23 protein-coding genes are annotated in these 26,232 nt (G+C 72.8%); 12 read left to right on the top strand and 11 right to left on the bottom strand.

What is annotated here, in order from left to right; genetic code table 11:
• The first annotated feature begins 333 nt into the window (after positions 1-333).
• The 3 genes from EAO72_RS03480 to EAO72_RS03490 all read left to right on the top strand — a co-directional run bounded on the left by EAO72_RS03480 (position 334) and on the right by EAO72_RS03490 (position 3,739).
• Positions 334-2,133, top strand: a complete 1,800-nt coding sequence (locus tag EAO72_RS03480) for an AMP-dependent synthetase/ligase (RefSeq protein WP_148015725.1) — start codon at positions 334-336, stop codon at positions 2,131-2,133.
• 190 nt (positions 2,134-2,323) lie between these two features.
• On the top strand, positions 2,324-3,160 hold the full coding sequence (locus tag EAO72_RS03485; protein WP_148015726.1) for an aldo/keto reductase: 837 nt from the start codon (positions 2,324-2,326) through the stop codon (positions 3,158-3,160).
• Between the two features lie 99 nt (positions 3,161-3,259).
• On the top strand, positions 3,260-3,739 hold the full coding sequence (locus EAO72_RS03490) for an RICIN domain-containing protein (RefSeq protein ID WP_148015727.1): 480 nt from the start codon (positions 3,260-3,262) through the stop codon (positions 3,737-3,739).
• Between the two features lie 10 nt (positions 3,740-3,749).
• Here EAO72_RS03490 and EAO72_RS03495 read toward each other — a convergent pair whose 3' ends face one another.
• Positions 3,750-4,685, bottom strand: a complete 936-nt coding sequence (locus EAO72_RS03495) for a class I SAM-dependent methyltransferase (RefSeq protein ID WP_148015728.1) — start codon at positions 4,683-4,685, stop codon at positions 3,750-3,752.
• Between the two features lie 47 nt (positions 4,686-4,732).
• On the bottom strand, positions 4,733-5,677 hold the full coding sequence (locus EAO72_RS03500) for an AraC family transcriptional regulator (RefSeq protein WP_148015729.1): 945 nt from the start codon (positions 5,675-5,677) through the stop codon (positions 4,733-4,735).
• Between the two features lie 81 nt (positions 5,678-5,758).
• Between EAO72_RS03500 and EAO72_RS03505 the strand changes: the two genes are divergently transcribed.
• The gene (locus EAO72_RS03505) at positions 5,759-6,625 is read left to right on the top strand and encodes a Rossmann-fold NAD(P)-binding domain-containing protein (RefSeq protein ID WP_148015730.1); all 867 of its coding nucleotides are present in this window, start codon (positions 5,759-5,761) and stop codon (positions 6,623-6,625) included.
• Positions 6,626-6,656: 31 nt separating this feature from the next.
• Here the strand turns inward: EAO72_RS03505 and EAO72_RS03510 are convergent, their stop codons facing one another.
• Positions 6,657-7,397, bottom strand: a complete 741-nt coding sequence (locus EAO72_RS03510) for a class I SAM-dependent methyltransferase (RefSeq protein ID WP_148015731.1) — start codon at positions 7,395-7,397, stop codon at positions 6,657-6,659.
• Positions 7,398-7,617: 220 nt separating this feature from the next.
• On the opposite strand from EAO72_RS03510, the gene EAO72_RS03515 reads away from it, so the two are divergent.
• Together EAO72_RS03515 and EAO72_RS03520 are read left to right on the top strand one after the other, a co-directional pair.
• The gene (locus tag EAO72_RS03515) at positions 7,618-8,223 is read left to right on the top strand and encodes a dihydrofolate reductase family protein (RefSeq protein ID WP_148015732.1); all 606 of its coding nucleotides are present in this window, start codon (positions 7,618-7,620) and stop codon (positions 8,221-8,223) included.
• Positions 8,224-8,437: 214 nt separating this feature from the next.
• Complete coding sequence (locus EAO72_RS03520) at positions 8,438-9,400, top strand: LysR family transcriptional regulator (protein WP_148015733.1); 963 nt, start codon at positions 8,438-8,440, stop codon at positions 9,398-9,400.
• A gap of 13 nt (positions 9,401-9,413) precedes the next feature.
• Here EAO72_RS03520 and EAO72_RS03525 read toward each other — a convergent pair whose 3' ends face one another.
• A complete protein-coding gene (locus tag EAO72_RS03525; RefSeq protein WP_148015734.1) occupies positions 9,414-9,719 on the bottom strand; it encodes a 4a-hydroxytetrahydrobiopterin dehydratase in 306 nt (101 codons plus the stop codon).
• Between the two features lie 170 nt (positions 9,720-9,889).
• On the opposite strand from EAO72_RS03525, the gene EAO72_RS03530 reads away from it, so the two are divergent.
• A complete protein-coding gene (locus EAO72_RS03530) occupies positions 9,890-10,696 on the top strand; it encodes a helix-turn-helix domain-containing protein (protein ID WP_148015735.1) in 807 nt (268 codons plus the stop codon).
• Here the strand turns inward: EAO72_RS03530 and EAO72_RS03535 are convergent.
• The 3 genes from EAO72_RS03535 to ligA form a co-directional block, all read right to left on the bottom strand.
• Positions 10,686-11,429, bottom strand: a complete 744-nt coding sequence (locus EAO72_RS03535) for a YoaK family protein (protein WP_148015759.1) — start codon at positions 11,427-11,429, stop codon at positions 10,686-10,688. The two genes, EAO72_RS03530 and EAO72_RS03535, sit on opposite strands and share 11 nt — an antisense overlap.
• Before the next feature lie 142 nt (positions 11,430-11,571).
• Positions 11,572-13,851: a protein translocase subunit SecD gene (gene secD, locus EAO72_RS03540; RefSeq protein ID WP_148015736.1), complete on the bottom strand. Its 2,280-nt coding sequence runs from the start codon at positions 13,849-13,851 to the stop codon at positions 11,572-11,574.
• Between the two features lie 463 nt (positions 13,852-14,314).
• Positions 14,315-16,414 carry an NAD-dependent DNA ligase LigA gene (gene ligA / locus EAO72_RS03545; protein WP_148015760.1) on the bottom strand — a complete coding sequence of 700 codons (2,100 nt, stop codon included), beginning with the start codon at positions 16,412-16,414 and terminating at the stop codon, positions 14,315-14,317.
• Positions 16,415-16,691: 277 nt separating this feature from the next.
• On the opposite strand from ligA, the gene EAO72_RS03550 reads away from it, so the two are divergent.
• From EAO72_RS03550 to EAO72_RS03560, 3 genes are all read left to right on the top strand, one after another.
• Positions 16,692-17,636, top strand: a complete 945-nt coding sequence (locus tag EAO72_RS03550) for a DUF1996 domain-containing protein (protein WP_148015737.1) — start codon at positions 16,692-16,694, stop codon at positions 17,634-17,636.
• 74 nt (positions 17,637-17,710) lie between these two features.
• Positions 17,711-18,295, top strand: a complete 585-nt coding sequence (locus EAO72_RS03555) for a DUF305 domain-containing protein (protein ID WP_148015738.1) — start codon at positions 17,711-17,713, stop codon at positions 18,293-18,295.
• A gap of 74 nt (positions 18,296-18,369) precedes the next feature.
• The gene (locus tag EAO72_RS03560; protein WP_148015739.1) at positions 18,370-19,422 is read left to right on the top strand and encodes a LacI family DNA-binding transcriptional regulator; all 1,053 of its coding nucleotides are present in this window, start codon (positions 18,370-18,372) and stop codon (positions 19,420-19,422) included.
• Between the two features lie 19 nt (positions 19,423-19,441).
• On the opposite strand, the gene EAO72_RS03565 is transcribed toward EAO72_RS03560, so the two are convergent.
• Together EAO72_RS03565 and EAO72_RS03570 are read right to left on the bottom strand one after the other, a co-directional pair.
• On the bottom strand, positions 19,442-21,547 hold the full coding sequence (locus EAO72_RS03565) for a phage holin family protein (protein ID WP_148015740.1): 2,106 nt from the start codon (positions 21,545-21,547) through the stop codon (positions 19,442-19,444).
• A gap of 144 nt (positions 21,548-21,691) precedes the next feature.
• Positions 21,692-22,096, bottom strand: coding sequence for a hypothetical protein (locus EAO72_RS03570; protein ID WP_148015741.1), 405 nt, complete (start codon positions 22,094-22,096; stop codon positions 21,692-21,694).
• 175 nt (positions 22,097-22,271) lie between these two features.
• Here EAO72_RS03570 and EAO72_RS03575 point away from each other — a divergent pair, with 175 nt between their 5' ends.
• Positions 22,272-23,054, top strand: a complete 783-nt coding sequence (locus tag EAO72_RS03575; protein WP_187284919.1) for an MBL fold metallo-hydrolase — start codon at positions 22,272-22,274, stop codon at positions 23,052-23,054.
• Positions 23,054-23,671, top strand: a complete 618-nt coding sequence (locus tag EAO72_RS03580) for a DedA family protein (RefSeq protein ID WP_148015762.1) — start codon at positions 23,054-23,056, stop codon at positions 23,669-23,671. The genes EAO72_RS03575 and EAO72_RS03580 overlap by 1 nt, the downstream gene beginning before the upstream one ends.
• Before the next feature lie 12 nt (positions 23,672-23,683).
• Here EAO72_RS03580 and EAO72_RS03585 read toward each other — a convergent pair whose 3' ends face one another.
• On the bottom strand, positions 23,684-24,748 hold the full coding sequence (locus EAO72_RS03585; protein WP_148015742.1) for an MBL fold metallo-hydrolase: 1,065 nt from the start codon (positions 24,746-24,748) through the stop codon (positions 23,684-23,686).
• Between the two features lie 38 nt (positions 24,749-24,786).
• On the bottom strand, positions 24,787-26,037 hold the full coding sequence (locus tag EAO72_RS03590) for an aminotransferase class I/II-fold pyridoxal phosphate-dependent enzyme (RefSeq protein WP_148015743.1): 1,251 nt from the start codon (positions 26,035-26,037) through the stop codon (positions 24,787-24,789).
• Positions 26,038-26,232 lie beyond the last annotated feature (195 nt).

The following is a 26,232-nucleotide window of genomic DNA, read 5'->3' on the forward strand; positions in this document are numbered from 1 at the left end:
CCTTGGGCGGTCGGCCATGTCCCGAGCGGCCTGGTCCCGTCGGTCCGGTCCGGTCGACCCGACAACGGCGGACGTATCACCCATATCCGCACACAACCGCGTGATCGCGGCGTACAGATTCGGTGGAGATTCCCGCGCGAGCCACTTACCCCATGGTCAGAAGCATGCCCGGGCCTTGCCCATCTGGCCGGATTTCACCACCTGACCCGTGCATATCGAACCTGGTACGGGCCTCTCCCGGCACTCCCGGCGCGGCGTCCCGTGGGGTAGCGTCACGGCGCTGTGCGGAGCGCCACAAGGAGCAGGTCATTGCGTGAGTTCACTGTCCCACCCATGGCGGCCGCGCCCCACGTAGGCGGCCTCGCCGATGTCGTGTTCGACTACGCCGAGGAGGATCCGCACCGGGTCGCGCTCGGCCGGAAAGACGCGGACGGACGCTGGCGGGACGTCACCTCGGCGACGTTCCGTGACGAGGTGCTGGCGTTGGCCAAGGGGCTGATCGCGCACGGCGTGCGGTTCGGCGACCGGGTCGCCCTGATGTCGCGCACACGGTACGAGTGGACCCTCTTCGACTTCGCCCTGTGGACGGTGGGTGCCCAGTCCGTTCCGGTCTATCCGACGTCGTCGGCCGAGCAGGTCCTGTGGATGCTGCACGACGCCGAGGTCTCGGCGGTCATGGTCGAGCACGAGGACCACTCGATGACGATCGCTTCGGTGATCGACCGGCTGCCGCAGCTGAAGCGGCTCTGGCAGCTCGACGCCGGAGCGGTGAGCGAGCTCGTGGAGGCCGGCGCCCATGTCGAGGACGAGGTGGTACACCGGCACCGGCGCGCGGTGACCCCCGAGTCGGTGGCCACCGTCATCTACACCTCGGGCACCACGGGACGCCCGAAGGGCTGCGTGATCACGCACGCCAACTTCATGTTCGAGACGGAGACGATGGCCTCCCGCTGGGAGTCGGTCTTCCACTCCAAGCCGGGTGACGAGGCGGCGACGCTGCTCTTCCTTCCGCTGGCGCACGTCTTCGGGCGGATGGTGGAGGTCACGGCGATCCGCGGCCGGGTGAAGCTGGGCCACCAGCCGGAGCTGTCGGCCAAGGCGCTCATGCCGGACCTGGTGTCGTTCCGTCCCACGTTCATCCTGGCGGTGCCGTACATCTTCGAGAAGGTCTTCAACGGCGCCCGGCGCAAGGCCGAGGCGGAGGGACGGATCGGTCCCTTCGACAAGGCCGTCGACATCGCGGTGAAGTACGCGGAGGCGCTGGAGGCACGGGCGTTCGGCACCGGTCCCGGACCGTCCGCCGGGCTGCGGATGCAGCACCAGTTCTTCGACAAGGTCGTGTACAAGAAGGTGCGCGACGCGATGGGCGGCCGGATCCGGCACGCCATGTCGGGCGGCTCGGGGATGGACCGGCAGCTCGGGCTGTTCTTCGCGGGCGCGGGCGTCACCGTGTACGAGGGCTACGGCCTGACCGAGACGACGGCCGCGGCCACGGCCAACCCGCCGGAGCGCACCCGGTACGGCACGGTGGGGCAGCCGATCCCCGGCACGACCGTGCACATCGCCGACGACGGCGAGGTGTGGGTGTACGGCGCCCATGTGTTCGGCGGCTACCTGGGCGCCCCGAAGGCCACCGCCGCGGTCCTCAACGACGGCTGGCTGGCCACCGGCGACCTGGGCGCGCTGGACGAGGACGGCTATCTGACGATCACCGGGCGCAAGAAGGAGATCCTGGTGACGTCCGGCGGCAAGAGCGTCTCGCCGGCGGGCCTGGAGGAGCGGGTCCGGGCCCATCCGCTGGTGGCACAGTGCATCGTGGTCGGCAACGACCGGCCGTACATCGCGGCGCTGGTCACCATCGACCAGGAGGCCGTGGAGCACTGGCTCGCGATGCAGGGGCGGCAGGCGCTGACCCCGGGAGAACTGGTGCGGGACCCGGACCTGGAGATGGAGGTCCGGCGCGCGGTGGTGGCCGCGAACACGGCGGTCTCCCAGGCCGAGTCGATCCGTACCTTCCGGATCCTGGCCCACCAGTTCACCGAGGAGCACGGCCTGCTGACACCGTCACTGAAGCTCAAGCGCAAGGCGATCGAGACGGCGTACGCCTCCGAGGTGGACGCGCTCTACCGCTGACCGGCCCCGGCCGGTGCGCTGCTCGGTGCGCCGCCGCGCGGACCTGCCTGCGGCTCGGGGCGAGTGCCGCTCCGGCGGCACGCCGCGGGAGTACCGTTTCCGCTGAGAACCGCGCCCGTACGGGAATGTGCGGGCCGCCTTGATCGTTCCCCCTGGGAGTCCCATCCCACAACGTTAGGATCGACCGCTCGTGAGCCAGGTCCCCTCCCTCACCCTCAACAACGGCGTCGAGATGCCGCAGCTCGGTTTCGGAGTCTGGCAGGTGCCGGACGACGAGGCCACGGCGGCGGTCGCCACGGCCATCGAGTCCGGGTACCGCAGCATCGACACCGCCGCGATCTACCAGAACGAGGTGGGCACCGGGAAGGCCATCGCGGCCTCCGGTGTCGCCCGCGAGGAGCTCTTCGTCACCACGAAGCTGTGGAACTCGGAGCAGGGCTACGACGCGACGCTGCGCGCCTTCGACGCCTCCCTCGACAAGCTGGGCCTCGACTACGTCGACCTGTACCTGATCCACTGGCCGGTGCCGGCCAAGGACGCCTACGTCGACACGTACCGGGCATTCGAGAAGATCTACGCCGACGGCCGCGCGAAGGCCATCGGTGTGTCGAACTTCCTCCCCGAGCACCTGGAGCGCCTGCTGGGCGAGACCTCCGTGGTGCCGGCGCTCAACCAGATCGAGCTGCACCCGCAGCTCCAGCAGGCCGAGTCGCGTGCGCTGCACGCCCGGCACGGCATCGCGACCGAGGCGTGGTCCCCGCTCGGTTCGGGCAAGGGCCTCCTGGAGGTCCCGACGGTCGTCGCGGTCGCGCAGAAGCACGGCCGCACCCCCGCCCAGGCGGTGCTGCGCTGGCACCTCCAGACGGGCAACGTGGTGATCCCCAAGTCCGTGACGCCGTCGCGGATCGCGGAGAACATCGACGTGTTCGGCTTCGAGCTGGACGCCGACGACCTGGCCGCGTTCGCTGCGCTGGACGAGGGCAAGCGGCTCGGCCCGAACCCGGGCGAGTTCAACGCCGGCGCCTGAGGGCCTGACGTACCGCCGCCGAACCACCTGTGACCGCCGCCCGGCCCGGAGCCGGGCGGCGGTTTTCGCCGTACGAGGCGTACGAAGGGAATACCGGGGATGACCGGGGACACGCCCGTTGTCGGGACAGGCCTTTACCGGCTGCGCAACGTGGGCAGCGGGCTCGTGCTGGAGGTGCGGGACGCCGCGAAGGGCGGCGGCGCACCGGTGCAGCAGAACGACGTCGACGGATCGGCCGCCCAGCACTGGGCGTTCACCCCCGTCCACGAGGGCGCAGCTCTGCACCACGTGGTCAACGCCCACAGCGGCAAACGGCTGGACGTGCGCGGAGCCTCCACGGAGAACGGCGCCGTGATCCAGCAGTGGCGGGCGAACAACTTCGGCGCCCAGGAGTGGCTGGTCGAAAGACACCTGGAGGCACCCGGCACGGTGACGCTGGTGAGCTTCGTCAGCGGACTGGTCCTGGAGGTCGCCGACGGCAGTACGGCGAAGGCGGCGCCCGTCCGGCAGTGGGAGGACACCGACTCCCCCGGCCAGTGGTGGCGGCTGGAGCCGGTGTCCGGCACGGCTTCCCCGTGAGCTGTCCCGCTCAGGCGCGGCGGCCCAGGTGGACCGTGCGGGCCAGCAGCAGGTAGGTGTCGGGGCGCCGGCGCAGTCCGGCCGGGTCCTCGGGGTCGAGCAGCCGGTCCAGCACCGTGAGGTCGTCGGCGGCGAGCCGGTCGCGCAGCCCGTCGCGGCGGCGGGTGAGTTCGGCGATCACGTGCTCACGCGCCACGTCGCCGAGCGGCGCGGGAAGGTCGAGCAGGAAGCTGCGGGTGCCCTGGGGGGCGAGTCCCACCGCGGTGAAGAGGGCGGCCCAGTCCTCGTTCTCGCGCCGGGCGCCGGGCAGGTCCGCGCGCATCTCCTCGAAGAGCTCGGCCTGCACCGCCTCCATCCTGGCCTCCAGGCCGGGCCGGCCGAAGCCGAGGTCGCGCGGGAGCTGACGCGGCTGCAGCCCGCCCTCGACGAGCGCGACCGTGCCGCCGGGGTTCAGCAGCGCGGCGAAGCCGGCCAGCACGGCGCGCTGGTCGCCCATGTGGTGCAGTGTGTTGCCCGCCCAGATCAGGTCCGCCTGCCCCAGCCCGGTGAGTTCCCCGGGGAGTTCGGCGTGCCGGGTGGCGACCCGGTCCCCGAGCCCGAGCCGCTCGGCGCGGGCGCGGGTGCGCTCCAGCAGGGCCGGGGTGCCGTCGACCGCGACGACCTCCGCGTCGGGGAACGCCTCGGCGAGCAGACAGGAGATCACGCCCGGTCCGCTCCCGATGTCCAGGACCCTGCGCACCTTCGGTGCGTCGGGCAGGCCGGCGATCCAGCGGGCCGCCTGCGTGTACTGCTCGCTGCTGAGTTCGGCGTTCTGTTCCAGCAGCGGACCCATGACGTCCCAGTCGGGGTCGCTGGGTCCGTGGTGGTGTCCCTGCGTCCCGCCGTGCTGGTGGTCGTGCGCGTGGCCGGCGTCGTGGTGGTGGCCGTGCCCGGTGTGGTTGCTCATGGGAACAGCCTCACTACTGTGTGGCCGTCGGGCAAACTTTGTTGCCGTTACGGCAAGCCGCCGCCTTTGCGGTACTCCTGCGGGCTGACCCCGCGGACGCGTTTGAAGGCGGTGCTGAAGGCGAACGCCTGGCTGTAGCCGACCTTGTGGGCCACCGCCTCGACGGTGGCGTCGGTCCCACGGAGCAGATCCGCCGCGACGGCGAGGCGCCAGCCGGTCAGATAGGCCATCGGGGGTTCTCCCACGAGTTCGGTGAAGCGCCGGGCCAGACCGGCGCGGGACACCCCGGTCCGCCCGGCCAGCGCCGCCACCGTCCAGGGGTGGGCGGGTTCGTTCTGGAGCAGCCGCAGCGCCTGGCCGACGACGGGGTCTCCCAGGGCCCGGTACCAGGCCGGGGCCTTTGCGCCCGGCCGGGAGAACCAGGTACGCAGGGCGTCGATCAGCAGAAGGTCCAGGAGGCGGTCCAGCACCACGCTCTGGCCCGGCTCGTCCCGCGCGATCTCGTCGTCGAGGAGCGCCGGCAGCGGTCCCGGCCGGCCGCTGGAGGGCAGGACGAGCAGCGGGGGCAGCGCGTCGAGCAGCCGTCCGCTGATCTCGCCGTCCAGCAGGTACGTGCCGACGAGCACGGTCGTCGAACCGTCAGGCGCGTTGCCCCAGGTTCGTACCCCCAGATCCATCGACTGGGACAGGGGCTCCCCGTGCAGGGTCGTGCAGGTGCCGCCCGGGCCGATCCGTGCGCGGGGTTCGGTGTCCGGCAGGTCCGCGACGGTGTACGGCTCCGGTCCGCGCGCGACGGCCCGGTCTCCCGGGCGCAGCAGCGCAGGTTCGGCGCCCGCGGCGGGAACGATCCAGGCCTCGCCGGCGGTCACGGACATCAGACAGAGCGGGGCCCGGTCCTCGATCCGTACGGACCAGGGCGGCTCCATCACCATGCGCAGCAGAAAGGCGCCCCGGGCCCGCGGCCCGTCCAGCAGTCCGGCGAGTGCGTCCATGCAGGGCAGCGTAGACGCACGCGTAGGGAGGTGAGCGGCTCGGGGATGGAGTGCGCGGGGCAGGGCGGAGAGGCTTGGGTCATGACACGGAACACGGAGAACCAGAAGCAGGAATTCCCCGGCGCGCGCCCGGTGCTGGTGACGAGCGGGACGGGCAAGACGGGCGGCCGGGTTGCCGCACGCCTGGCGGCGCGCGGGGTGCCGGTGCGGGCCGGATCGCGCAGCGGCGCGGTGCCGTTCGACTGGGCGGAACCGTCCGGGTGGGAGGCCGCGCTGAGCGGCGCGGACGCGGCGTACGTCGCGTACTACCCCGATCTCGCGTCGCCCGGCGCACCGGAGGCGATGAGTGCCTTCGGGGAGATCGCCGGGCGGTGCAGGGTGCGGCGGCTGGTGCTGCTCTCGGGGCGGGGCGAGCCGCAGGCCGTGGTGGCCGAGGAGGCGTTGCGCGCGGCTGCGGGTGATGCCGAACTCACGGTCGTGCGCTCGGCGTTCTTCGCGCAGAACTTCAGTGAGGGGGCGCTGCTGGACGGGGTGCTGGGCGGTGAGGTGGTGTTCCCGGCGGGCGGATGTGCCGAGCCGTTCGTGGACGTCGACGACTTGGCCGATGTGGTCGTCGCGGCGCTCTGCGGGGACGGCGGCGGGGGCACGGTCCTGGAACTGACCGGCCCCCGGGCGCTGACCTTCGCCGAGGCCGCCGCCGAGCTCACCGTCGCGACGGGGCGCGAGGTGCGCTACGTCGCGGTGACGGGCCATCAGTACGCGGCGATGCTCCGGCAGTACGGGGTTCCGGAGGCCGAAGCGGAGTTCCTCGCCGGGCTGTTCACGTACCTGCTGGACGGGCACAACGCGCGGGTGACCGACGGGATCAAGCAGGCTCTGGGCCGCGACCCGAAGCCGTTCGCCGCGTTCGCCGCCGAGGCGGCGCGGAACGGTGCCTGGAACGCGTGACTTGTGCCCGGTGGGGCGCCGCCCGCCGCGCCTACCGGCGGCGGAACGCCAGCAGCCGGTACTGCGGGTCCGCGCGCCGGCGGTCGGGTCCGGGCAGCGCGTCCAGGACCCGGCCCAGCTGCTCGGCCGCCGCGCCGGGCAGCGCGAGGCGCGAGGCGTAGTAACCGCGCCGCACCCCGCGTGCGGCGCTCAGCGGGGTCCGTCCCTGCCCGTGCCCCCGGAACACCGCACTGCCCACCACGTCGAGGCCGTACGCGGCGCCGTACTCGATGATCCGCTCCGCACCGTCGGACGGGGCCGGCGCGAGGTACGGCGCGAACGCCTCGTCGATGTCGCTGCCGACGTCGTGCCCGGCATCCTTGTCGACCGTGGTGACGAACACGCCACCGGGCCGCAGCACCCGGGCCGCCTGCGCCACCACCGCTCGCGCGGCGCCCTCCTCGCGCAGCAGGTGCAGCAGCCAGACGGCCGTCACCGCGTCGACCGCCGCGTCGGGCAGCGGCAGCCGGCGCGCGTCGGCGAGCACGACACCGGCGATCCGCTGCCGGGCGACGCGGGCCATGCCGTGCGCGGCGTCGGAGCCGAGCACCCGCAGACCGGGGCGGCCACCGGCGATCCGCTCGGTGACGATCCCCGTACCGCAGCCGATGTCGAGCAGGGTCCGGGCGGCGGGCGGGACCAGGCCGAGCACCGCACCCGCGGCCGCCTCCGCCCGGGGCACGCCGCCGCGCGTGGCGTCGTAGACGGCCGCCTCGTCGTCGTAGTTCAACATTCGAACGACTCTAGAACAGGGTGTCGACGTGCTGCGGTGAACAGCTGGGGCTGGTGCGGCTGGGACTTGGCTCCGTCGGTGACCCCTGGGCGATCTGCGCCCCGGCCCGGGTGAGCGTGGCGGTCGGCCGGGCGGTTCTCTCATCACTCCACAGCGTGGCCGATGAGTTTGTGGCTCCCGGCCGGTCCAAACTCGTGAGACCTCAGGAAAGGACACCGCCATGCCGGAGCTTCTTGTCGACTTCATCACCTCCCTCGACGGCTACGCATCGGGAGAGGGCTGGCCCGGGTTCTGGGGCCTCGAGGGCCCGGAGTACCTCGCGTGGCTCGGCGAGCAGCCCAAGGCCACCTACCTGATGGGAGCGAACACCTACCGTCTGATGTCGGGCTTCGCCGCAGGCGAGGTCCCGACTGGTCAGGACGAGTTCCGCCCCGAGGAGGAGGCGTCCGTCGACGAGCTCACGCAAGCGTCCAAGGTGGTGTTCTCCTCCTCGCTGAAGGAGCCCCTGACGTGGGCCAACTCCACGCTCGTCCGCGACGACGCCGTCGAGGCGGTCCGCGCCATGAAGTCGAGTGGCTCGGGGTTCCTCAGCACGATCGGCAGCCTCAGCCTGTGCCGGTCCCTGCTGCGTGCCGGACTCGTCGACCGGTTCCGGGTCGTGATGTTCCCGGTGATCACCGGGGCCACGGGTGAAGAACGCATCTACGACGGCTATCCGGACGTCGCCCTGGACATGATCGAGCACCGCACCTTCGACGGCCGCATCCAACTGGTCGAGTACAGGCCCCGCGTGCTCGAGCACCCGCCGCTCGCCGTCCCTGCGTGACGCCGCCCCGTGCTCCGGTCCCGACGGCCGCCGGTCCGACGCCGGCGGGCGGCCGACGGCGGTGCTCCCGACCCACCTGGCCCCGAGCCCTCGCCGCTCCCGGTCGCGCCCGTCGGCCCGATCCGCAGGGCCCGGCGATTCGTCGAGGGAAAGCCTGACCGCCGAAACACCGGTCCCGATTGCCAGCGGGCCAACGGGGCCATAACTTGCGGTTATGGAGCTGGAGTTGCGCCATCTGCGAACGGTACGTGCCATCGCCGACACCGGAAGCCTCACCAAGGCGGCCGCCGCGCTCGGTCTCGCCCAGCCCGCGCTGAGCGCGCAGCTGCGACGGATCGAGAAGGCGCTGGGCGGCCCGTTGTTCGACCGGGACCACACCGGTGCCCGGCCGACGCTGCTGGGCGAACTGGTGCTGGAGCGGGCCCGGGTGGTACTGCCCGCGGTCAGCGAGCTCCAGGCGGAGGCGGTACGGTTCGCCAACGCGTGGGGCGCCATGGAGCGCTTCCGGCTGGGCGGCACCCACGGCCCGCTGCTCGGTGGGCTCGTCGACCGGCTGGCCGCGGCGCACCCCACGGCACCGGTGTCCACGTACACCGCCTGGTCGGTGACCGAGCTGGCCTCCCAACTGGTCGATGGGCGCCTGGACTTCGTTCTCATCGGGGCGTGCGGGGAGAGTCCACCGCCGGTGGCCGACCGGCTGGAGTGGCAGGTCATCGGCGTCGACCCGGTCTTCGTGATGCTGCCGGAGAACCATCCGCTGGCCGGCGAGGCCGAACTGGAGCTTTCCGCGCTGGCCGACGAGTGCTGGGTGGACGTACCCGGCGACGGCTGTTTCGCGGACTGCTTCGTGGCCGCCTGTGCACGCGCCGGCTTCAGCCCGGTGTCGGTGTACGAGACGGACACCGCGTCCGTCGTCCATCTCGTGCAGGTGGGCCGGGCGGTCGGACTGTGCCGGGCGACGTTCCCGCCGACGCCGGGCGTGGTGACCCGCCCGGTGACCGGCTCACCGCTCAGCTGGCGCCATCTGCTGGGCTGGCACCCACGGTCCGCTGCCGCGTCGGCGGCGGCGGGAGCGGTGAGCGGGCACACCCGGGCGGCGTACGCCCAGGCGGTGGAGCGCAGCGCCAGTTACACACGCTGGCTCGCCGCGCACCCCCGCTTCGGTGCCGCGTCCTGACCGCCGGGCGGGCCTACTCCGCGCCGTGTCCGGGGGCGACGTCCTCGACGGCGGCGGCCAGGGCCAGGTCCTTCTCGGTGACCCTGCCACCCGCGTCGTGGGAGTTCACGGAGAGGGCGACGGTGTTGTAGCCGAGCCTCAGGTCGGAGTGGTGGTTTAGCTCGTCCTGGATCCGGGCGACGTGCACGGTGAGTGCGGCGGCGGCGAAATGTGACGGGAGCCGGTAGGTGCGGATGATCCGGTCCTCTTCCAGCGTCCAGCCGGGCAGGTCGCGCAGCCGGCGCTCGATCTCGTCCTTCGGCAGGGGTGCGGCGGGCATACGGTGGCTCCCTCACTAGCGGGTGTCGGTCTTGGCCGGGGTGTCGGCCGTACTCGGGGTGTCGGCCGTACTCGGGGCGTCGGCCGTACTCGGGCTGTCGGCCGTACTCGGAGGTACCGGCCTTACTCGGGGGCATCGGTCGACGATGCCGGTGACGTTACGGTCTCGGTATGACAACTGTCGCGCTTGACACGGGGGTAGGGCCGCTGCTGCGCAGCTGGCGGGAGCGGCGCCGGATCAGCCAGCTGGAGCTGGCGCTGCGGGCCGACTCCTCGGCCCGGCACATCTCCTTCATCGAGACGGGCCGCTCCCGCCCCAGCGAGGAGATGGTCCTGCGGCTGGCCGGCCATCTGGACGTGCCGGTGCGGGAACGCAACGCCCTGCTGGTGGTGGCCGGTTACGCCCCGCGCTTCACGGAGACGGCGCTCGACGACCCGGCGATGGGCGCGCTGCGGGAGGGTATGGACCGGCTGCTCCAGGGTTACGACCCGTATCCCGCGTTCGTCGTCGACGGCCTGTACACCGTCGTGGCGGCCAATCAGGGGATGACCCGGATGCTGGACGGGGTGGCGGAGCATCTGCTGGCCCCGCCGCTGAACGCGATGCGGCTCACCCTGCACCCGGAGGGCCTGGCCCCACGCATCCGGAACCTGCGGGAGTGGCGAGCCGATCTGCTGGCCCAGATGGAGCGTCAGATCGCGCTGGTCCGTTCGGCGGAGCTGCGCGCGCTGTACGAGGAGGTCGCGGGCTATCCCGTGGACGGGCCGGCGGATGGAGTGGACGGGTCCTCGCCCTCGTCCTCCGTGCCGTTCGCCCTGCCCCTGGTCATCGAGCACGGAGAGCAGGTGCTCTCCTTCGTCGCCTCCATCGCCACGTTCAACACCCCGATGGACGTGACGGTCGCGGAGCTGGCCATCGAGACGCTGCTGCCGGCGGACGCGGCCACCGCCGCGTATCTGCGGGCGCTCATCGGCTGACGACGGGCCGGGTCCACGGGGCATCCGCCCGGGCCAGGACGCAGGCGGCCAGGGAGGCCACGGCGAGGATCACCACGGCCAGCACAAGCGGCAGGACCGGGTGTCCGTGCAGGACGCCCATGGCGCCGACGAGAGCTCCGGCCAGCATGGCTGCCGCCGAGAGGACCCGGCGGCCCGCCTTGCTGCCGGGGCCTCCGGCGAGCCGCCCGTCGGAGGCGATACCGGTGATGGTCAGGGTGAGCACGGTCGTCTTGAGGTCGGGAACGGCGAGCGCCCGCGCGACGGCGTTCTGCAGGCCGAGGCCCAGGGCGAGCAGCGCGATGAGGGTGAAGCGCACACCGCCGGTGTACGGGCTGCCCGAGACGAGCGTGACGACGAGCGCGGCCAGGACACATGCCGTCTCCGCACCCAGTGCGTGCAGCAGCATGCGGCCGCGGTGCGCGTGGGACCGGTGGACGAACCGTCCCCCGGTCACCGCCCCGGCCACGAATCCACCGAGCGCGACGAACGAGGCGACCAGGGAGAATCCGGGGGCTCCGGCGAAGGCGAACCCGGCGAAGACCACGTTCCCGGTCATGTTCGCGACGAAGACCCGGCCCAGTTCCAGATAGCTGACGGCGTCGACCAGCCCGGTGACGACGGTCAGGGCGAGCATCAGCGGCGGCAGCGGCCCGTGCCGGTCGCTCATGTCCGGTACGAGGGTGGTCCATGCCTCACGCAGCACTACGGGCACGGGCATCGGCACGGGCGCGCTCCGATCACGGGACGGTTGATCAGGATGGTCCCCGTCGTGTCCCCCGTCATGGGCGCGACCGGGCGCGTCGTCCCCGCACCGCTCGAACGGCGCAGGGACGACGGCCCGGCAGGGCTCGGAGCTACACACGGGCCCCGTTGTCGAGTGGATCGCGGCGCCCGGCCCCGGACTTCTTGCGCGGTGTGTGCGCGGGCGGCGGGGCCTTGCTGGCGCGCTCCAGGAGAAGGGCGGCAGGCACGGCCGTCATGACCGACGAGTACGTCCCCACGACAATGCCGATCAGCAGGGCGAGGGCGAAGTCCGCGAGGGAGTCGCCGCCCAGCACCGCCAGTGCGACGAGGATGAACAGGGCACCCATGCCCGTGTTGACGGTTCTGGGGACGGTCTGCAGGACGGCCCGGTTCGCCACATCGGACAGCGGCTTTCCACGAGCCTTCGCCCACAGCTCCCTGACCCGGTCGAACACCACGACGGAGTCGTTGACGGAGTACCCGATGACGGTGAGGAGCGCCGCCAGGAAGATGCCGTCGACGGTGCGTCCCAGCCAGGCGAAGGCCCCGACCAGGATGACGACGTCGTGGACGAGCGCCCCGACGGAGGCGACGGCGAACGTCCAGCGGAACCTGATCGCCAGATAGCCCAGTTGGACGAGCACCGCGATGGCCAGGGCGATCAGGGCGTTGCGCCGCAGCTCGTCGCCCAGGCTGGGCCCGATGAGTTCGTCGCGGACCTTGGTGGTCTCGCCGCCCTCCTCGGCCAGGGCGGCGCGCAGGGCGTACTCGTCGTGGTTGTCGAGGTCTCCGGTGCGCACGGAGATGTCGCCGGCGCCCGCCGTGGTGACTTCGGCGTCACCGAAACCCGCACCGGCCAGTGCGGTGCGCGCGCTCTCCACGTCGACGGGCCGGCTGGTGGAGTACTCGACGAGCCGGCCACCGGTGAACTCGACGCCCAGGTTGACGCCGCGCACCAGGATGCCCGACACCGCGACGGCGATCAGGACGGCGGAGATCAGCAGCCAGCGCCGGGGCGCACGCATCAGCTGCGGATCACGGCGGTTGATCCAGGTCCGGACCCTGCCCGGACTCGCGATGCCGTTGACGCCCCGGTAGTCACTGACGAACCGGGAACGGGCCGCCGTCTCGGTGAGGGCGCGGGCGATGACGAGCGCGGAGAACATCGATGCGAGAACGCCGATGCCGAGCGTGACCCCGAAGCCCTTGACCGGTCCCGAGCCGAGGAAGAAGAGCAGGCCCGCCGCGATGAGCGTCGTCACGTTGGAGTCGGCGACGGCACTCCAGGCGTGCCGGAACCCGGCGGTGAGCGAGGTGCGCAGCGGCTTGCCCGGGCGCAGCGCGTGTTCCTCCCTGGCCCGCTCGAAGACCAGCACGTTCGCGTCGACCGCCATCCCGATGGCCAGGACGAACCCGGCGAGGCCGGGCAGGGTGAGGGTGACACCGAGCGCGACGAGCGCGGCGTACGAGATCACCCCGTACGCCCCGAGGGCCACGGCGGCGAGGGCGCCGAAGAGCCGGTACATGACGGTGATGAACAGTGCCGTGGCGGCGGCGCCGATGACGGCGGCGCGGGCGCTGGCTTCGATGGCGTCGGCGCCGAGCGTCGGGCCGACCGTACGCTGCTCGACGATCTCGACGGGCACGGGCAGCGCTCCGCCCTGGATCAGCAGGGCGAGTTCACGGGCCTCGTCGGCGCTGAAGGAGCCGGTGATCTGAGTCGATCCGGAAGGCAGTCCGGTGTTGCAGGCGACGGTCGGGGAGACCTGCGGCGAGGAGATCACCTTCTTGTCGAGGACGATGGCGACGCGGCGACGTTCGTCCTGGACGGGGTGGCAGGCCGCCTCCCCGGTCAGCCGGGTCCAGTCCCGGCCTGCGTCCTTGTGGAAGCCGAGGGAGACGGACCATCCGGCGCCCTGCTGGGCGTCGAACGCGGCGGATGCCTCCTTGACCCCCGCGCCCGAGATCGCGGCGGGGCCGAGCGCGAGGGTGCGGCCCTCCTCGTCGGGGAGCACCGTTCCGTCGCCGGCCGCGTCGCCGGGGCCCTGGACGGCGTGGAAGGTGAGCTGGGCGGTCCTGCCGATGACGTCGGCGGCCTTGCGCGGGTCCTGGACGTCCGGGAGTTCGACGATGATCCGGTCCTCGCCGGAACGGGTCAGGGTCGGCTCGGTGACACCGAGCGAGTCGATGCGCTTGCGCAGCACCTCCAGGGTGCGGTCGGTGCTCTCGCGGTCGGCCTTCGCGGTGTCGGAGTCCTTGGCCTGCAGCACCATGCGGGTGCCGCCCTGGAGATCGAGGCCGAGTCTGGGGGACATGGTCAGCGTGATGAGCACGGAGACGAGCAGCACGGCCGCAGCCAGAACTGCCCGCACCGTGGTGGCGCGGGTCATGCGTGATTCCTCCGAGGGGCGGCCGCACCCGCCCCACCCCGGCCGCCGCGAAGGGCGTCAGGACGGCGGAAGCGGCACGGTGTCGGTGAGCGGGACCGGTGAGTGGTCCCCGGGCCGGGGAACGGCGGCCCTCGGAGGCCCGCGCACGCCCGGAAGCGCCACACGGAAACGCTCGGCGGCTACGGAGGGCGGGGCGGGCGCGGAAAGGAGGACGGGGGGGTTCGGCCATGCCTCGCTATGTGCGGGTCAATGGGTGTGTGTGAACGGCCGCCTGAGCGGGCCGGGGGTGAGGGGCGATGCGTTCTTTGCGCGACGGACAGCGGAACGCGGTGGTTGGTGGCTGGGGAACGTGGTGGTTGGTGGCAGGGAAACGCGGCGGGAGCAGTAATGGTTCCGTACCCGCGGCCGGCGGCCGGGCCTCCGGCCGCCGGACTCCCCCTCCCTGTCCGGCGGCCTCGCGCCGTCACCCCTCGGACGGCAGGAACTCCGCGATCAGTTCGGCGAACTCCTCCGGGCCGGCGATCCGCACACCCAGGTCCTCCGCCTTGGTGCGCTTGGACCCCGCCTTCTCGCCGGCGACCAGGAGTGTGGTGCGCTTGGAGACGCTGGAGGAGGACTTCCCGCCGGCGCGCTCGATCAGCTCGTTCATCTGATTGCGCGAGAGCTTCTCCAGGGCCCCCGTCATCGCTCCGGTGACCACCACGGTCATCCCGTCCAGCGGCCGCCCGTCCGCGCTGCCGCCCTCTTCCGCCTCGCCCTCCTCGCCCGGCTCCGGCGGCGGGGTCGCCCCGGGCTCGGTCATGGTGACCCCGGCGGCGACCAGCTTCTCGATCAGCGGGGCCAGCTCCACCAGCTCCGCGACGACGCCGGCGGCCTTCTCCTTGCCGATGCCGTCGACCCGCTGGAGCGTCTCGACGTCGGCGGCTCTGATCCGGTCCATGTCCGCGAAGTAGCGCGCGATCCGCCGGGACATGGAGCGCCCGGTGCCCCGCACGCCGAGGGCGCAGAAGACCCGGGAGAGCGGCTGGGCACGCGCCGCGTCGATCGCGGCCAGGAGGTTGTCGGTGCTGGTCTCGCCCATCCGTTCCAGGGCGAGCAACTGGTCGCGCTCCAGGGTGAACAGGTCGGCGAAGTCGGCGACCAGTCCGGCGTCGACGAGCTGGACCACCCGGGTCGCGCCGAGGCCCTCGATGTCGAGCTGGTCGCGCCCCGCCGCGTACGAGATGGAGGCCACCAGACGGCAGTCGCGGCCACGGACGCAGCGCCAGCGCTGCTCGCTCGTGTCGATCTCGGAACCGCACTGCGGGCACGCCTCGGGGAAGACGACCGGCTGCTCGTCACCCGTCCGCAGATGGGCGACGGGGGCCTCGATGCGGGGAATGATGTCGCCCGCCTTGTAGACCATCACATGGTCACCGATCCGCAGATCACGGCGGGTGATGTCGGCCGGGTTGTGCAGCGTGGCGTAGCTGACGGTCGATCCGTCGATCTCGACCGGCTCCAGCACGGCGCGCGGGGCGATGATGCCGGTACGGCCCACATTCCACTCGACGCCGAGCAGGCGGGTGACCTTCTCGACGGCCGGCAGCTTGTACGCGATGGCCCAGCGCGGTGCCCGGGTGCCGGATCCGGCGTCACGCCGGTCGGCGGCGAGGTCCGCCTTGATGACGATGCCGTCGATACCGAAGGGCAACGAGGCACGCAGCGAAGCCACTTCCTCGACCCGCGCCTGGACGTCCTCGACGGTGGCGACGGTGCGCGGCGCGACTGCCGTGTCCGCCGCGGTGTGCACACCGAGGCCGGCGACGTAACCCAGGGTCTCGCTGTGGGGCAGCTCGGCCAGCGTGGCGGTGAGCTCCTCGGAGTCGGGCAGCGGCAGTGCGCCGTACGCGAAGAACGTCATCTCCACCGTGTAGGGACGGTCCTTGGCGCGCAGGGTGCCCGCCGCCCCGTTGCGCGCGTTGGCGAAGGGTGCGCCGCCGTGTTCCGTGCGCAGCGTGTTGGCCTGCTCGAACTGCTCGGCCGTCATCAGGATCTCGCCGCGCATCTCGATCGTGACCGGCTCGGCGAGCTGCCGGGGCAGCCCGACGACGGTGCCGATCGCGTGCGACACGTCCTCGCCGGCGGTGCCGTCGCCGCGGGTGATCAGCTGCTCCAGCCGGCCGGCGCGGTAACGGGCCGCGACGGCGAGCCCGTCGAGCTTCGGCTCGACGCTCCAGGCGCTGACCGGCCGGCCGATCCGGCGCTCCAGCGAGGTGGTCCAGGTGGCGAACTGCTCGGCCGAGAAGACGTTGTCCAGGGAGAGCATCGGCACCGTGTGCGGCACGTCCCCGACCGCCACGCCGCCGGCCACCTTGCCGGTCGGCGACTGGGCCAGCACGTCCTGCGGGTGGTCCTGTTCGTACGCGGCGATCCCGCGCGCCAGCCGGTCGTACGCATCGTCGTCGAGCGCGCTCTCGCCCGTGGCGTAGTACGCGGCGGCGGCCTGCGACGCTTCTTCGACCGCGGCGGCGTAGGCGGCGGTATCGGCGAGCACAACAGCTGAGTTCGTCATGGCCCCCATCTTGCCGTCCACCACTGACAACGCCCTGGTCATGGCCTCCACGGCCCCCTCCGGGCCGGCCTCGGAGCACCGTTCGTCCGCCTATGCGGTGCCCTCCATCGATACCTCACGACAGAGAGCGCTCTCCCACATCAACTTTCCTTCAACTAGATTCAAAGGGAAGGAAGTTGCAGGTCCGCGCCTGCTATTGACATGCTCCCGACGCACTTCTACGTTCCTTCGAGAGAGCGCTCTCTCGCATCGTCAAGGAACCCCACTTCCCCCGAACAGGAGTGCCGTGCTCTTCTTCCCTCATCGACGCACCGGTGAAGACACCCACCGCGGAACACCCCGGCGGTACCGCACCGCGGCGCTCGTCGCCGCCGCGCTCGCCCTGTCCTTCCTCCAGGCCGCCAACGGCAACGCGTCCGTCGGGCCCAGCACGGCGGCCGGGGCCCCGGCCTCTCCCAAGGCGGCTGCCGACGTGGTCCGGGTGGCCGAGTTCCTCGCCGAGTGCCCGTACACCCACCGGGCCCCCGACGACCCGATCGTCTTCCCGGGTCTGCCCGGGGCCTCGCACATGCACAGCTTCTTCGGCAACGACTCGACGAACGGCAACTCCGACCTCGCCTCCCTGGAGAAGGCCAGGACCAGTTGCGCCCCCGACACGGACCTGTCGTCCTACTGGGTACCGACCCTGTACGACGGCGACAAGGAGGTCGAACCCACCGGCACGACCTTCTACTACCTGGGCGAAGGGGTCCGGGACGACGTCATCCAGCGCATCCGGCCCTTCCCCCGCGGTCTGCGCATCGTCGCGGGGAACGCGAAGGCGACCGGCCCCGACGACAACACGATCTCGCGGTGGTCGTGCCTGCACCACGGCGAGGTCGACCCGTCCCACGACTTCGTGAACTGTCCGGCGGGCGCGATGCTGGAGTCGTATCTGGACTTCCCGCAGTGCTGGAACGGCCGGGACCTCGACTCGGCCGACCACAAGAGCCACATGGCGTACCCCGTCGGCGGTGACTGCCCGTCGACCCACCCGGTGCCGGTTCCCAAGCTCCGCCAGGTGCTGCGGTACCCCGTCAACGGTGACCCGGCCCGGTTGCGACTGGCGTCCGGCCGGGGCTACACGATGCACGGCGACTTCTTCAACGTGTGGCCCGAGGCCGAAATGGCGCAGCGCGTCCGCGACTGCATCAACGCCATCGTGAAGTGCGGTGCCGACGGCACCCCCTGACCGAACGGCACCCGTCCGACGCCCGTCCCGGGACAGCGCGTCCTGGGGCGGGCCCCTTCCCCGAGGACCTCGTGATGAAGGCGGCCCGCACCACCGCAGCCCTGTCGCTGCTGCTGCTCCTGACCGGCTGTGCGGCCCCGGCGGACGCCGAGCGGCCGCCGGCCGGGCCGAGCGCCACCGCGTCCGCTCCCCCGCTCACGGTCCCGGCCGATCCGACGGACGCCGCCTGGGTCCAGCTCATGACACCGATGAACGAGCAGGCCGTCGCGCTGCTGACACTCGCCGGCAACCGGGCCGCTGATCCCCGCATCCGGACCTGGGCGGCCGCCCTGCGCACGGCACAGAACGGCGAACTGGCCCAGCTGCGAGCCCTGTTGGCCCGGATGGGACTGCCGGACACCAATGTGCACGAGGGACACGACATGCCAGGGATGGTGACGGAGCACGATCTCGCACGGGCCCGCACCGTCGAGGGCGGGGCCTTCGACCGCTTTCTCGTGGCGCAGATCGGCGACCATCTGCGCCAGTCCGCGCAGGTGTCGCGCTCCGAGACGAAGGCCGGCACCCGCCCTGACGCCAGGCGGCTCGCCGCCGCCCTGGTGTCGGCCCGCCGGGCCGGACTCGACCGGCTCGCGGGCCTGTCGTCACGGACCGGGTGATGCCCCGGCCACCGCATGCCCACGGCTTCCACGGCCGTTTCCGCACCGCTCGTACCACCCGGTATAAAGACTGCATGACTGCCGACGTGCCCCTGCCCGCCCGTCYCGCCACGCTGGAGGACGTCGCACTGGTGGCCGGGGTGTCGCGGGCGACGGTGTCCCGGGTGATCAACGGGGCGACCACCGTGGACCCGGCGCTGCGGCGGATGGTCGAGGAGGCGGTGGGCACCACCGGGTACGTGCCCAACCGTGCGGCCCGCTCGCTGGTGACCCGGCGCACCGACTCGATCGCGCTCGTCGTCTCGGAACGGGAGCGGCGCACCGTGTCCGAGCCCTTCGTCGGCCGGATGTTCTCCGACCCGTACTTCGGGCGGGTGGTCAGCGGACTGCTGGAGGTCCTGCGTCCGGCGGGCATCCAGCTGGTCCTGATGCTGGCCGACGACCAGGAGTCCCGCGACCAGTTGCTGTCCTATCTCCGCCACGGCCATGTCGACGGGGTGGTGCTGATCTCGTCGCACGCCGAGGATCCGCTCCCGGGGCTGCTGCACGACACGCGGCTGCCCGCCGTGCTCGCCGGGCAGCCCCGCAGGCCGACCCCGATCACCTATGTCGAGGCGGACCAACGGGCCGGGGCCCAGCTGGCGGCCGATCACCTGGCCTCACTGGGCCGTCACCGGATCGGCACCGTGGCGGGCCCGCAGGACATGCCGGCGGGTCAGGCGCGGCTCAGCGGATTCCTGGACGCGCTCGCCGCTCACGGCATCCGGGACGTGGCGGCCGCCGAGGGCGACTTCACGCATGCGGGCGGCGCGGCGGCGATGCGGCGGCTGCTCGCGGACCGGCCGGACCTGGACGCGGTGTTCATCGCGTCGGACCTGATGGCCCTGGGTGCCGTTCCCGTGCTCTTGCGGGCCGGCAAGGACGTCCCCGGGGACGTCGCTCTCGTCGGGTTCGACGACAGCAGCGCGGCCCTGGCCTGCGATCCGCCGCTGACGACCGTGCGGCAGCCGGTGGAGGAGATGTCCGCGGAGATGGCGCGGCTGCTGCTGAAGCAGATCGGCAAGCCGGGGACGCCGGCGCCTTCGGTGATCTTCCATCCGACGCTGGTCCGGCGGCAGTCGGCCTGACCCGGGACCCCTGCCGCGGTCAGGCACCCGTGCCGGTGCCCGCCTCCTCCTCCGCGCCGGTGAGGCCGCCACCGGCGTCCCGTACGGCATCCGTCGTCCGCACCGGAACCTGCGGCCCCGAGACCTCGCGCAGCCAGCGTCGCAGAACCCGGTGCACGGCTTCCGCGCCGACCAGTTCGGACGCCCGCCGGCCGCCCTCTGCGGCGACCGCCTCCAGCGGGTCCGTCATGTCGCCCGGCCACAGCAGGAACGGCCGGGACTGCTCGCCGCCGAGACCGCCGTGTGAACCGATCTGCTCCTCGAAGGCGTGCACGGTGCCGGTTGCGGGGTCGTACATCGAGTTGACCATCACATCGGCGACGTGCGGGAACGTGTCGGTGCGCCGGATCGCGTCGGCCGCGCCGGGGCCGAAAGGCGCCAGCGGGCCCTGTCCGTCCTTCAGCTCCGCCACGGGGATCCGTGTGCCGTCCCGCCCGAGGACCACCGATCCGTCGCGCTCGCTGTGGACGAGCAGGAAGCCGATGCCGGGGTGGTTGGCGAGCGTGCCGAGCAGCGCCGGGTGGCGGCGGTCGAGCTGTTCCTGCGAGGCGCGGCCGGCGATGTCGGGGAAGGAGATCAGGCCGAGGTTGCCGGAGGCCAGGACGACCGGGTCGGAGGCTTTCGCCGGCTGCTTCTCCTCGCCGCCGGCGACCGGGCGGTGGAGCGCGATCCGGACCGCGTCACGCGCCTCGGAACCGCTCCGCGTGCGCTGGGCCCTGCGGGGGACCGGCAGTCCGCTGCCCGCCCGCACCAGGTCCTTGAGCGTCAGCCCGTACACCCCGGCGAAGGTCACCCCCGGGCTCTGCCCGTGGTCGGACAGGAGCACGACGCGGTAGTCCCGCGGCGTGTGTTCGGCGACCTTGACGATCAGGGCGAGCGAGCGGTCCAGCCGGGCGAGGACCTTCTCGGCGTCCCGGCTGCGCGGCCCCGAGTGGTGGGCCACCTCGTCGTACGCGACGAGATCGGCGTAGACGGCGGTCCGTCCCCCGAACATGTCACCGATGACGGCGGAGACCACCACGTCGCGTTCGACGACGGTCGCGAAGGCCCGGATGAAGGGGTAGAGACCGCCGCGCTTGATCCGGGGCGTCTCCTTGCGGATCCTGGCCCGGGTCGACTGGCCGATCTCGCGTCCGACCTCGGCGACGAAGGAGAGCGCGGTCCGGACGGCGTTGGCGGGGTCCGAGAAGTACGCGAAGTAGCCGGCCCGGGAGCGGCGGCCCTTGCCCCGCCGGGCGGCCATGGACAGGACGAGGGCGAGCTGGTCGGCGCCGCCGCTGAAGAGGTTGCCGCGGCTGGCACCGTCGACGGTGAGCAGTCCGCCGTCGTGGGTGCGCACGATGGCGCGGCGCTGGAGTTCGAGGGCGCTCGCCGGTCTGCTGGAGACCATGACGTCGCCGGTCTCCTTCTCGTACCAGCGGAAGGCGGGGACATCGTGGTTGCTGCCGTGCAGGATGCCGAGCTGGCTGGCACCGGTCTGGCTGGACCAGTCGGTGCGCCACGGGGTGAGCCGGTGGCCCTGGGTGTCGGCCAGCCAGTGCGCGACGGTCGGCATGACGCCGTCGGCGGCGGCCTGCGCGAGGACGTCGTGGCCGACGCCGTCGAGCTGGATGAAGACGGTGCCGGGCGGTCCTTCGCCGCCCGCGCCGCCCGTGCCGCTGCGGCGGCGGCGCCGTTGGGCCAGGCGCGAGAGTCTGCGGCGGTAGGCGTTGTCGTCACGGACGGCGAGCGCCGTGGAGGTCGCGGAGGCGACGGCGGACATGACGGCCGCGACGACGACGGCCGTCTCCGGGGCCGCGGCGCCCCGCCCGTCCGGGATGAGCCACAGCGCGATCAGGAGCAGCGAGCCGTTGAGGAAGAAGACCAGCATGCCGAGGACGAAGGCCGGCACGATGAGCAGGGCCCGCACGAGCACCGGCCAGACCAGTGCCGAGAGCAGGCCGAACGCGCCCGCGCCCCACGCCGCGGTGAACGCGGTCTTGGTCACGCTGTCGCCGTCGTCCGACTGGAGCTGGACGTCCGGCAGAATCCCGGCGAGCGCCAGCAGGGTGACCGTCGAGACCCCCCACACCACGATCACTCGCATCAGGGCGCTTCCGGCTGTCCGCCATCGCCCGTCACCCACGCCGCTGCCACCTCACGTCCGGGCCCTCCCGTTCCGGGCCCCGCCCCAGCCTTTCACAGCGAGGTCGGTGCGCCGCGGAGCCGTGGGTGGCGGGCGGCCCGGCGGTCAGCAGCCGTCGTAGCCGGCGGTCGGCATGGAGAGCCTGCGGTGCACACTGGCTTTCGTACGGGCGCTGTACCGCGGTTCGTCGAGACCGGCGATCTCCAGGCGTACGCCGCGTCGCTCGCACTCGGCGGCGAACTGCGGGACCGAGGCGACGGCCCGGGCGAGCACCCGGTGGGTGGGCGCGACGAAGAGTTCGACCTCGCCGCCCTCGACGTCGGCCCAGAGTCCGTGGTGGTCGGGGCGCAGTCCGTAGAAGCGCAGCTGCCGGGTGACGACGTAGCCCTGGTCGGCGGCCCATCGGGCGCACATGGCGTGCTGGCTGCGGGTGTCCACGAGGAACGGCTCGCTGTCGAGTTCCTCCAGCGGCGTGAGACTGGCGATGGCCGCCACGCGTACGTCCCCCATTGACTGTCCCCCGTGCTAGGCGTTCTGCGACCCTACCGGCCTGATTCCCGTTGCAGAAGGCGCACGTCGGGGCGGGGATGGGGCGCCCGGAGGCGGCCGGGGTGCGCCGGGGGCCGCTGTGGGCGCCGTCCGCCCCGTAGGCTCGTCGGCAGGTCCGACGAGCGGGAGGCGGCAGGTGCCGGTGGAGATCACCTGGTGGGGTCATGCCACGTGCACGATCGAGGACTCCGGGGTGCGGGTCCTGACGGACCCCCTTTTCGTACGGCGCTTCGCGCATCTGCGGCGGCGGCGCGGTGAGCTGCCGGGACCGGTGGCCGCGGTCGCCGATGTCGTGCTGATCTCGCATCTGCACTCCGACCATCTGCATCTGCCGTCCCTGGCCCGCATCGCGCCGGGCGCCCGTCTGATCGTCCCGCTGGGGGCGGTCCGGGCGGTGCCGGGGCTCCGGGTGCTGCGCAGGATGCGCGGGCTGCGGATCACCGAGGTGGCGGCGGGCGACGAGGTGCGCGTCGGTGCGGTACGGGTCAGGGCCGTGCCGGCCCTGCACGACGGGCGGCGCCTCCCGGTCGGCCCGCACCGCTCCCCCGCGCTCGGATACGTCGTCGAGGGCGAGGCCCGGACGTATTTCGCCGGGGACACCGGGCTCTTCGACGACATGGCGGACGCGGTCGGTCCGGTGGACGTGGCCCTGCTGCCGGTCGGCGGCTGGGGGCCGTATCTGGGCCACAGCCACCTCGACGCGACGCGCGCAGCCGAGGCGCTGGTCAGGATCGCGCCGCGGGCCGCGGTGCCGGTGCACTACGGCACGTACTGGCCGATCGGGATGGACGGGGTCCGGCCCCACGAGTTCCACTCGCCGGGTGACGAGTTCGTCCGCCAGGCGGCGATGCGGGCGCCCGGGGTGGCGGTGCACCGGCTGGAGCACGGCGAGCATGTGCGGCCGGGGGCCACCGGGTGATACACGAGTTCGTCCGGCAGACGACACAGCTGCCGCCCGAGTCGACACAGCAGGCCGTCGGCTATCCCTCGCTGTTCCTGCTGGTGGCGCTGGGCGCTCTGGTGCCGGTGGTGCCGACGGGCGCGCTGGTGAGCTCGGCGGCCGTGGTGGCCTTCCACCAGTCGTCGCCGTTCTCGCTGCTGATCGTGTTCGGGGTGGCGTCGTCCGCGGCGTTCCTCGGGGACGTCTGCCTGTACTGGCTGGGGCAGCGCGGGGTGCGGTCGAAGAACGGCTCCCGGTGGCTGCGGGCGATCAGCGACCGGGCCGCGCCGGAGCGGCTCGCGCAGGCGCAGCGGAAGCTGGACGAGCACGGCGCGATGGTGCTGGTGCTGTCCCGGCTGGTGCCGGCGGGGCGGATCCCGGTGATGCTGGCGTGTCTGCTGGGCCGGATGCCGCTGCGGCGGTTCGCCCGGGGCGATGTGCCGGCGTGTCTGGCCTGGGCGGCCACGTACCAGCTGATCGGGATCCTCGGCGGTTCGCTGTTCCCGGAGCCGTGGCAGGGCGTCGTGGCGGCGGTGGGTCTGACGCTGCTGATCAGCGGGGCACCGGCCCTGTGGCACCGGCTGCGTGGCCGGTGACTCCCGACAGTCTCAGCCGCTGACCGGACGGGGCTCGCTCGTGGTGTCGAGGATGCGTGAGCCTCCGATGGGCAGGTCCCAGAGCAGCTCGCGCGGGTGGCCGGCCCGTCGCCAGGCGGTGCGCAGCCGGGTGAGCGGTTCGAGTACGGGCTCCGCGGAGAGCAGGAAGGCCGCCCAGTGCATGGGTGCCATGGCGCGGGCGCCGAGATCCTCGTACGCCTGCACGGCCTCCTCCGGGTCGGCGTGCACATCGGCGAGCCACCAGCGGGGCTCGTACGCCCCGATGGGCAGCAGGGCGAGGTCGATGCCGGGGTGGCGGCGGCCGATCTCGGTGAACCAGTGGCCGTATCCGGTGTCGCCGGCGAAGTAGATCCGCTGCCCGCGGCCGGGCCCGGTGGTGTCCTCGATGACCCAGCCGCCCCACAGCGAGCGGCAGGTGTCGGTGAGGGTGCGCTTGGACCAGTGGTGCGAGGGCACGAAGTCGAAGCGGACGCCGTCCAGTTCCGCCGACTCCCACCAGTCGAGTTCGGTCACGCAGCCGAAGCCTCGGCGGCGGCACCAGCGGCCCAGTCCGGCCGGGACGAACAGCGGGGTGTGCCGGGGCAGCCGGCGCAGGGTCGGTGCGTCGAGATGGTCGTAGTGGTTGTGGCTGATGACGACGGCGTCGACCGTCGGCAGGTCGTCCCAGGGGACGCCGACGGGGGTGATGCGGGCCGGGGTGCCGAGGATGCGGCGGGACCAGACCGGGTCGGCGAGCACGGTCAGTCCGCCGGTGCGGATGATCCAGCTGGCGTGCCCGGCCCAGGTGACGCAGGTGGTTCCGGCCTGGATGGCGGGGAGCGGTTCGGGGGCGTACGGCAGCCGGTGGATGCCACGCAGTCCCTCGGCGTTGGGCCGGATGGAGTGTTCGCGCGCCAGCCGGGACATGCCCGTCAGGCCGGGGAGCGGCGCGGTGAGCCGGTCGGCGAAGCTGCTGGGCCAGGACCGCGGCTCTCCGAGGGGGCGCGGGTGCACGACCTCGCCGCAGGACACCATGCGCGGCTCCCGGGCGAGGGAGCGCTCTGTCCGTTCCGTCATCGAGGGACTCCCGTCTCGGAGAGCGTCGGCGCAGCGTGTCAGCGCAGTTCGTCGAGGGCTGCCCGGAACATGCTCAGCGCTGCCGCGACATGCGGCAATTCGAGGGGTTCGGCCGCGGTGAGGGACTCCGTCCGCTGCCGCGGTGTCGAGCCGAGCAGCGAACCGGTGCCCAGCCGCACCCGCAGGGCGCCCAGTTCGTCGCCGAAGCGGTGGCCGCCCGGAGCGGGGGCACCGAGGCGGTCCGTCAGGTACTCCTCCAGCTCCAGCGAGTCCGTGACCCCGCGGGCGGCGAGCCGGGAGCGCAGCGGGCCGAGGTCCGCGTACAGGTGACGGCCCGCCTGCGGGGGTCTGGCCAGCGCGCCGGAGGCGAGGACCGCGTGGTGGGCGGCCGCGGCGACCCGGGCCTGGAGGGCCGCGGCGCGGCGGACGCGTTCGGTGACGGCGTCCGGTTCGTGCAGCGCGTGGGCGGCGGCGGCCGCGACCGGACCCGCGACGAGGGCGCCGAGCGCGGTGAGGATGTCGAGCGTACGGGCGTGGCGCACCGCGGACCGCGCGGTGTCCGGGAACCGGGCGACGGCGACGGGCCAGGCCGACGGGGTCAGCGCGCCCGCCAGGTCGGTGACGACCGTGACGTCGTCGGGGCACATCTCGGCCGGGCTGAGCAGCACCGTGTCGTGCGGGCGGTGCAGGGTGTCGCGCCACGTCTCGTCGCTGACGATGTGCAGTCCTTCGGCGACGGCCGCCTCGCACGCCTCGCGCACCAGTTCCGGCGGGGCGACCGTGGCCGTGGGGTCGTCCACCACCGAGATCAGCAGGAGCCGCGGTCTGCCGCCTTCTGCGCGCACCCTTCGTACGGTCTCCAGGAGCGCGTACGGGTCGGGCACGCCGCCGCATTCGGCGGGGGTCGGGACCTGGTAGGCGGGCCTGCCCAGCAGCCGGGCCTGCGGGATCCAGGAGGCGGGACAGGGGCGCGGGACCAGTACGTCGCCGCCGTGCGCGGCGATCAGGGCGAGCACCAGCGGGGAGGTACCCGGCGCGGCGGCGATGTGCTCGGGTCCGCCGTGCAGTCCGCGGCGGTCCCAGTAGGCGCGGGCCGCCTCGCGCAGGGCGGCGGAGCCGCCGGCCGGTTCGGGTTCGCCGCGGCCCGCCGCGGCCGCCAGCACCTCGGCCAGTTCGGGCAGCACGGGCAGGCCGGGGTCCGGCGCGGGCGGTCCGTACCGTACGGGCCCGCGGTCCTCGCGGACCCCCGGCCCGCCGCGCCCCTGACGTCCGGTCCGCTCCCGGCCCATCCGGGCCTCCTTCGCCGCCGCTCGGTCACCGTGCCCGTCGACCGGGCCGTGTCCGCTCCTTTATACGAGGGAATGGAGCGGGGCGCCTGCGCCAGGGCCTGTCGTCGCACTGCCGTCGCACGGCAGACGGCAGTGCGACGACAGGCCCTGACGCGAAGCCGTCCGGACGGTCGTAGCACGGCCTCGGCGAGGCCG

The sequence above is a fragment of the Streptomyces sp. OR43 genome (assembly GCF_008042275.1).
GTDB lineage: Bacteria > Actinomycetota > Actinomycetes > Streptomycetales > Streptomycetaceae > Streptomyces.

What these genes read in the sequence shown, in the direction of transcription:
- EAO72_RS03495 (WP_148015728.1), bottom strand. Translation starts at nt 4,685, where the DNA reads ATGAGCAACCACACCGGGCACGGCCACCACCACGACGCCGGCCACGCG.
- EAO72_RS03565 (WP_148015740.1), bottom strand. Translation starts at nt 21,547, where the DNA reads ATGCGAGTGATCGTGGTGTGGGGGGTCTCGACGGTCACCCTGCTGGCG.
- EAO72_RS03480 (WP_148015725.1), top strand. Translation starts at nt 334, where the DNA reads ATGGCGGCCGCGCCCCACGTAGGCGGCCTCGCCGATGTCGTGTTCGAC.
- EAO72_RS03530 (WP_148015735.1), top strand. Translation starts at nt 9,890, where the DNA reads ATGACAACTGTCGCGCTTGACACGGGGGTAGGGCCGCTGCTGCGCAGC.
- EAO72_RS03590 (WP_148015743.1), bottom strand. Translation starts at nt 26,037, where the DNA reads ATGGGCCGGGAGCGGACCGGACGTCAGGGGCGCGGCGGGCCGGGGGTC.
- EAO72_RS03555 (WP_148015738.1), top strand. Translation starts at nt 17,711, where the DNA reads ATGAAGGCGGCCCGCACCACCGCAGCCCTGTCGCTGCTGCTGCTCCTG.
- EAO72_RS03490 (WP_148015727.1), top strand. Translation starts at nt 3,260, where the DNA reads ATGACCGGGGACACGCCCGTTGTCGGGACAGGCCTTTACCGGCTGCGC.
- EAO72_RS03525 (WP_148015734.1), bottom strand. Translation starts at nt 9,719, where the DNA reads ATGCCCGCCGCACCCCTGCCGAAGGACGAGATCGAGCGCCGGCTGCGC.
- EAO72_RS03510 (WP_148015731.1), bottom strand. Translation starts at nt 7,397, where the DNA reads ATGTTGAACTACGACGACGAGGCGGCCGTCTACGACGCCACGCGCGGC.
- EAO72_RS03500 (WP_148015729.1), bottom strand. Translation starts at nt 5,677, where the DNA reads ATGGACGCACTCGCCGGACTGCTGGACGGGCCGCGGGCCCGGGGCGCC.
- EAO72_RS03585 (WP_148015742.1), bottom strand. Translation starts at nt 24,748, where the DNA reads ATGACGGAACGGACAGAGCGCTCCCTCGCCCGGGAGCCGCGCATGGTG.
- EAO72_RS03520 (WP_148015733.1), top strand. Translation starts at nt 8,438, where the DNA reads ATGGAGCTGGAGTTGCGCCATCTGCGAACGGTACGTGCCATCGCCGAC.
- secD (WP_148015736.1), bottom strand. Translation starts at nt 13,851, where the DNA reads ATGACCCGCGCCACCACGGTGCGGGCAGTTCTGGCTGCGGCCGTGCTG.
- EAO72_RS03570 (WP_148015741.1), bottom strand. Translation starts at nt 22,096, where the DNA reads ATGGGGGACGTACGCGTGGCGGCCATCGCCAGTCTCACGCCGCTGGAG.
- ligA (WP_148015760.1), bottom strand. Translation starts at nt 16,414, where the DNA reads ATGGGGGCCATGACGAACTCAGCTGTTGTGCTCGCCGATACCGCCGCC.
- EAO72_RS03515 (WP_148015732.1), top strand. Translation starts at nt 7,618, where the DNA reads ATGCCGGAGCTTCTTGTCGACTTCATCACCTCCCTCGACGGCTACGCA.
- EAO72_RS03505 (WP_148015730.1), top strand. Translation starts at nt 5,759, where the DNA reads ATGACACGGAACACGGAGAACCAGAAGCAGGAATTCCCCGGCGCGCGC.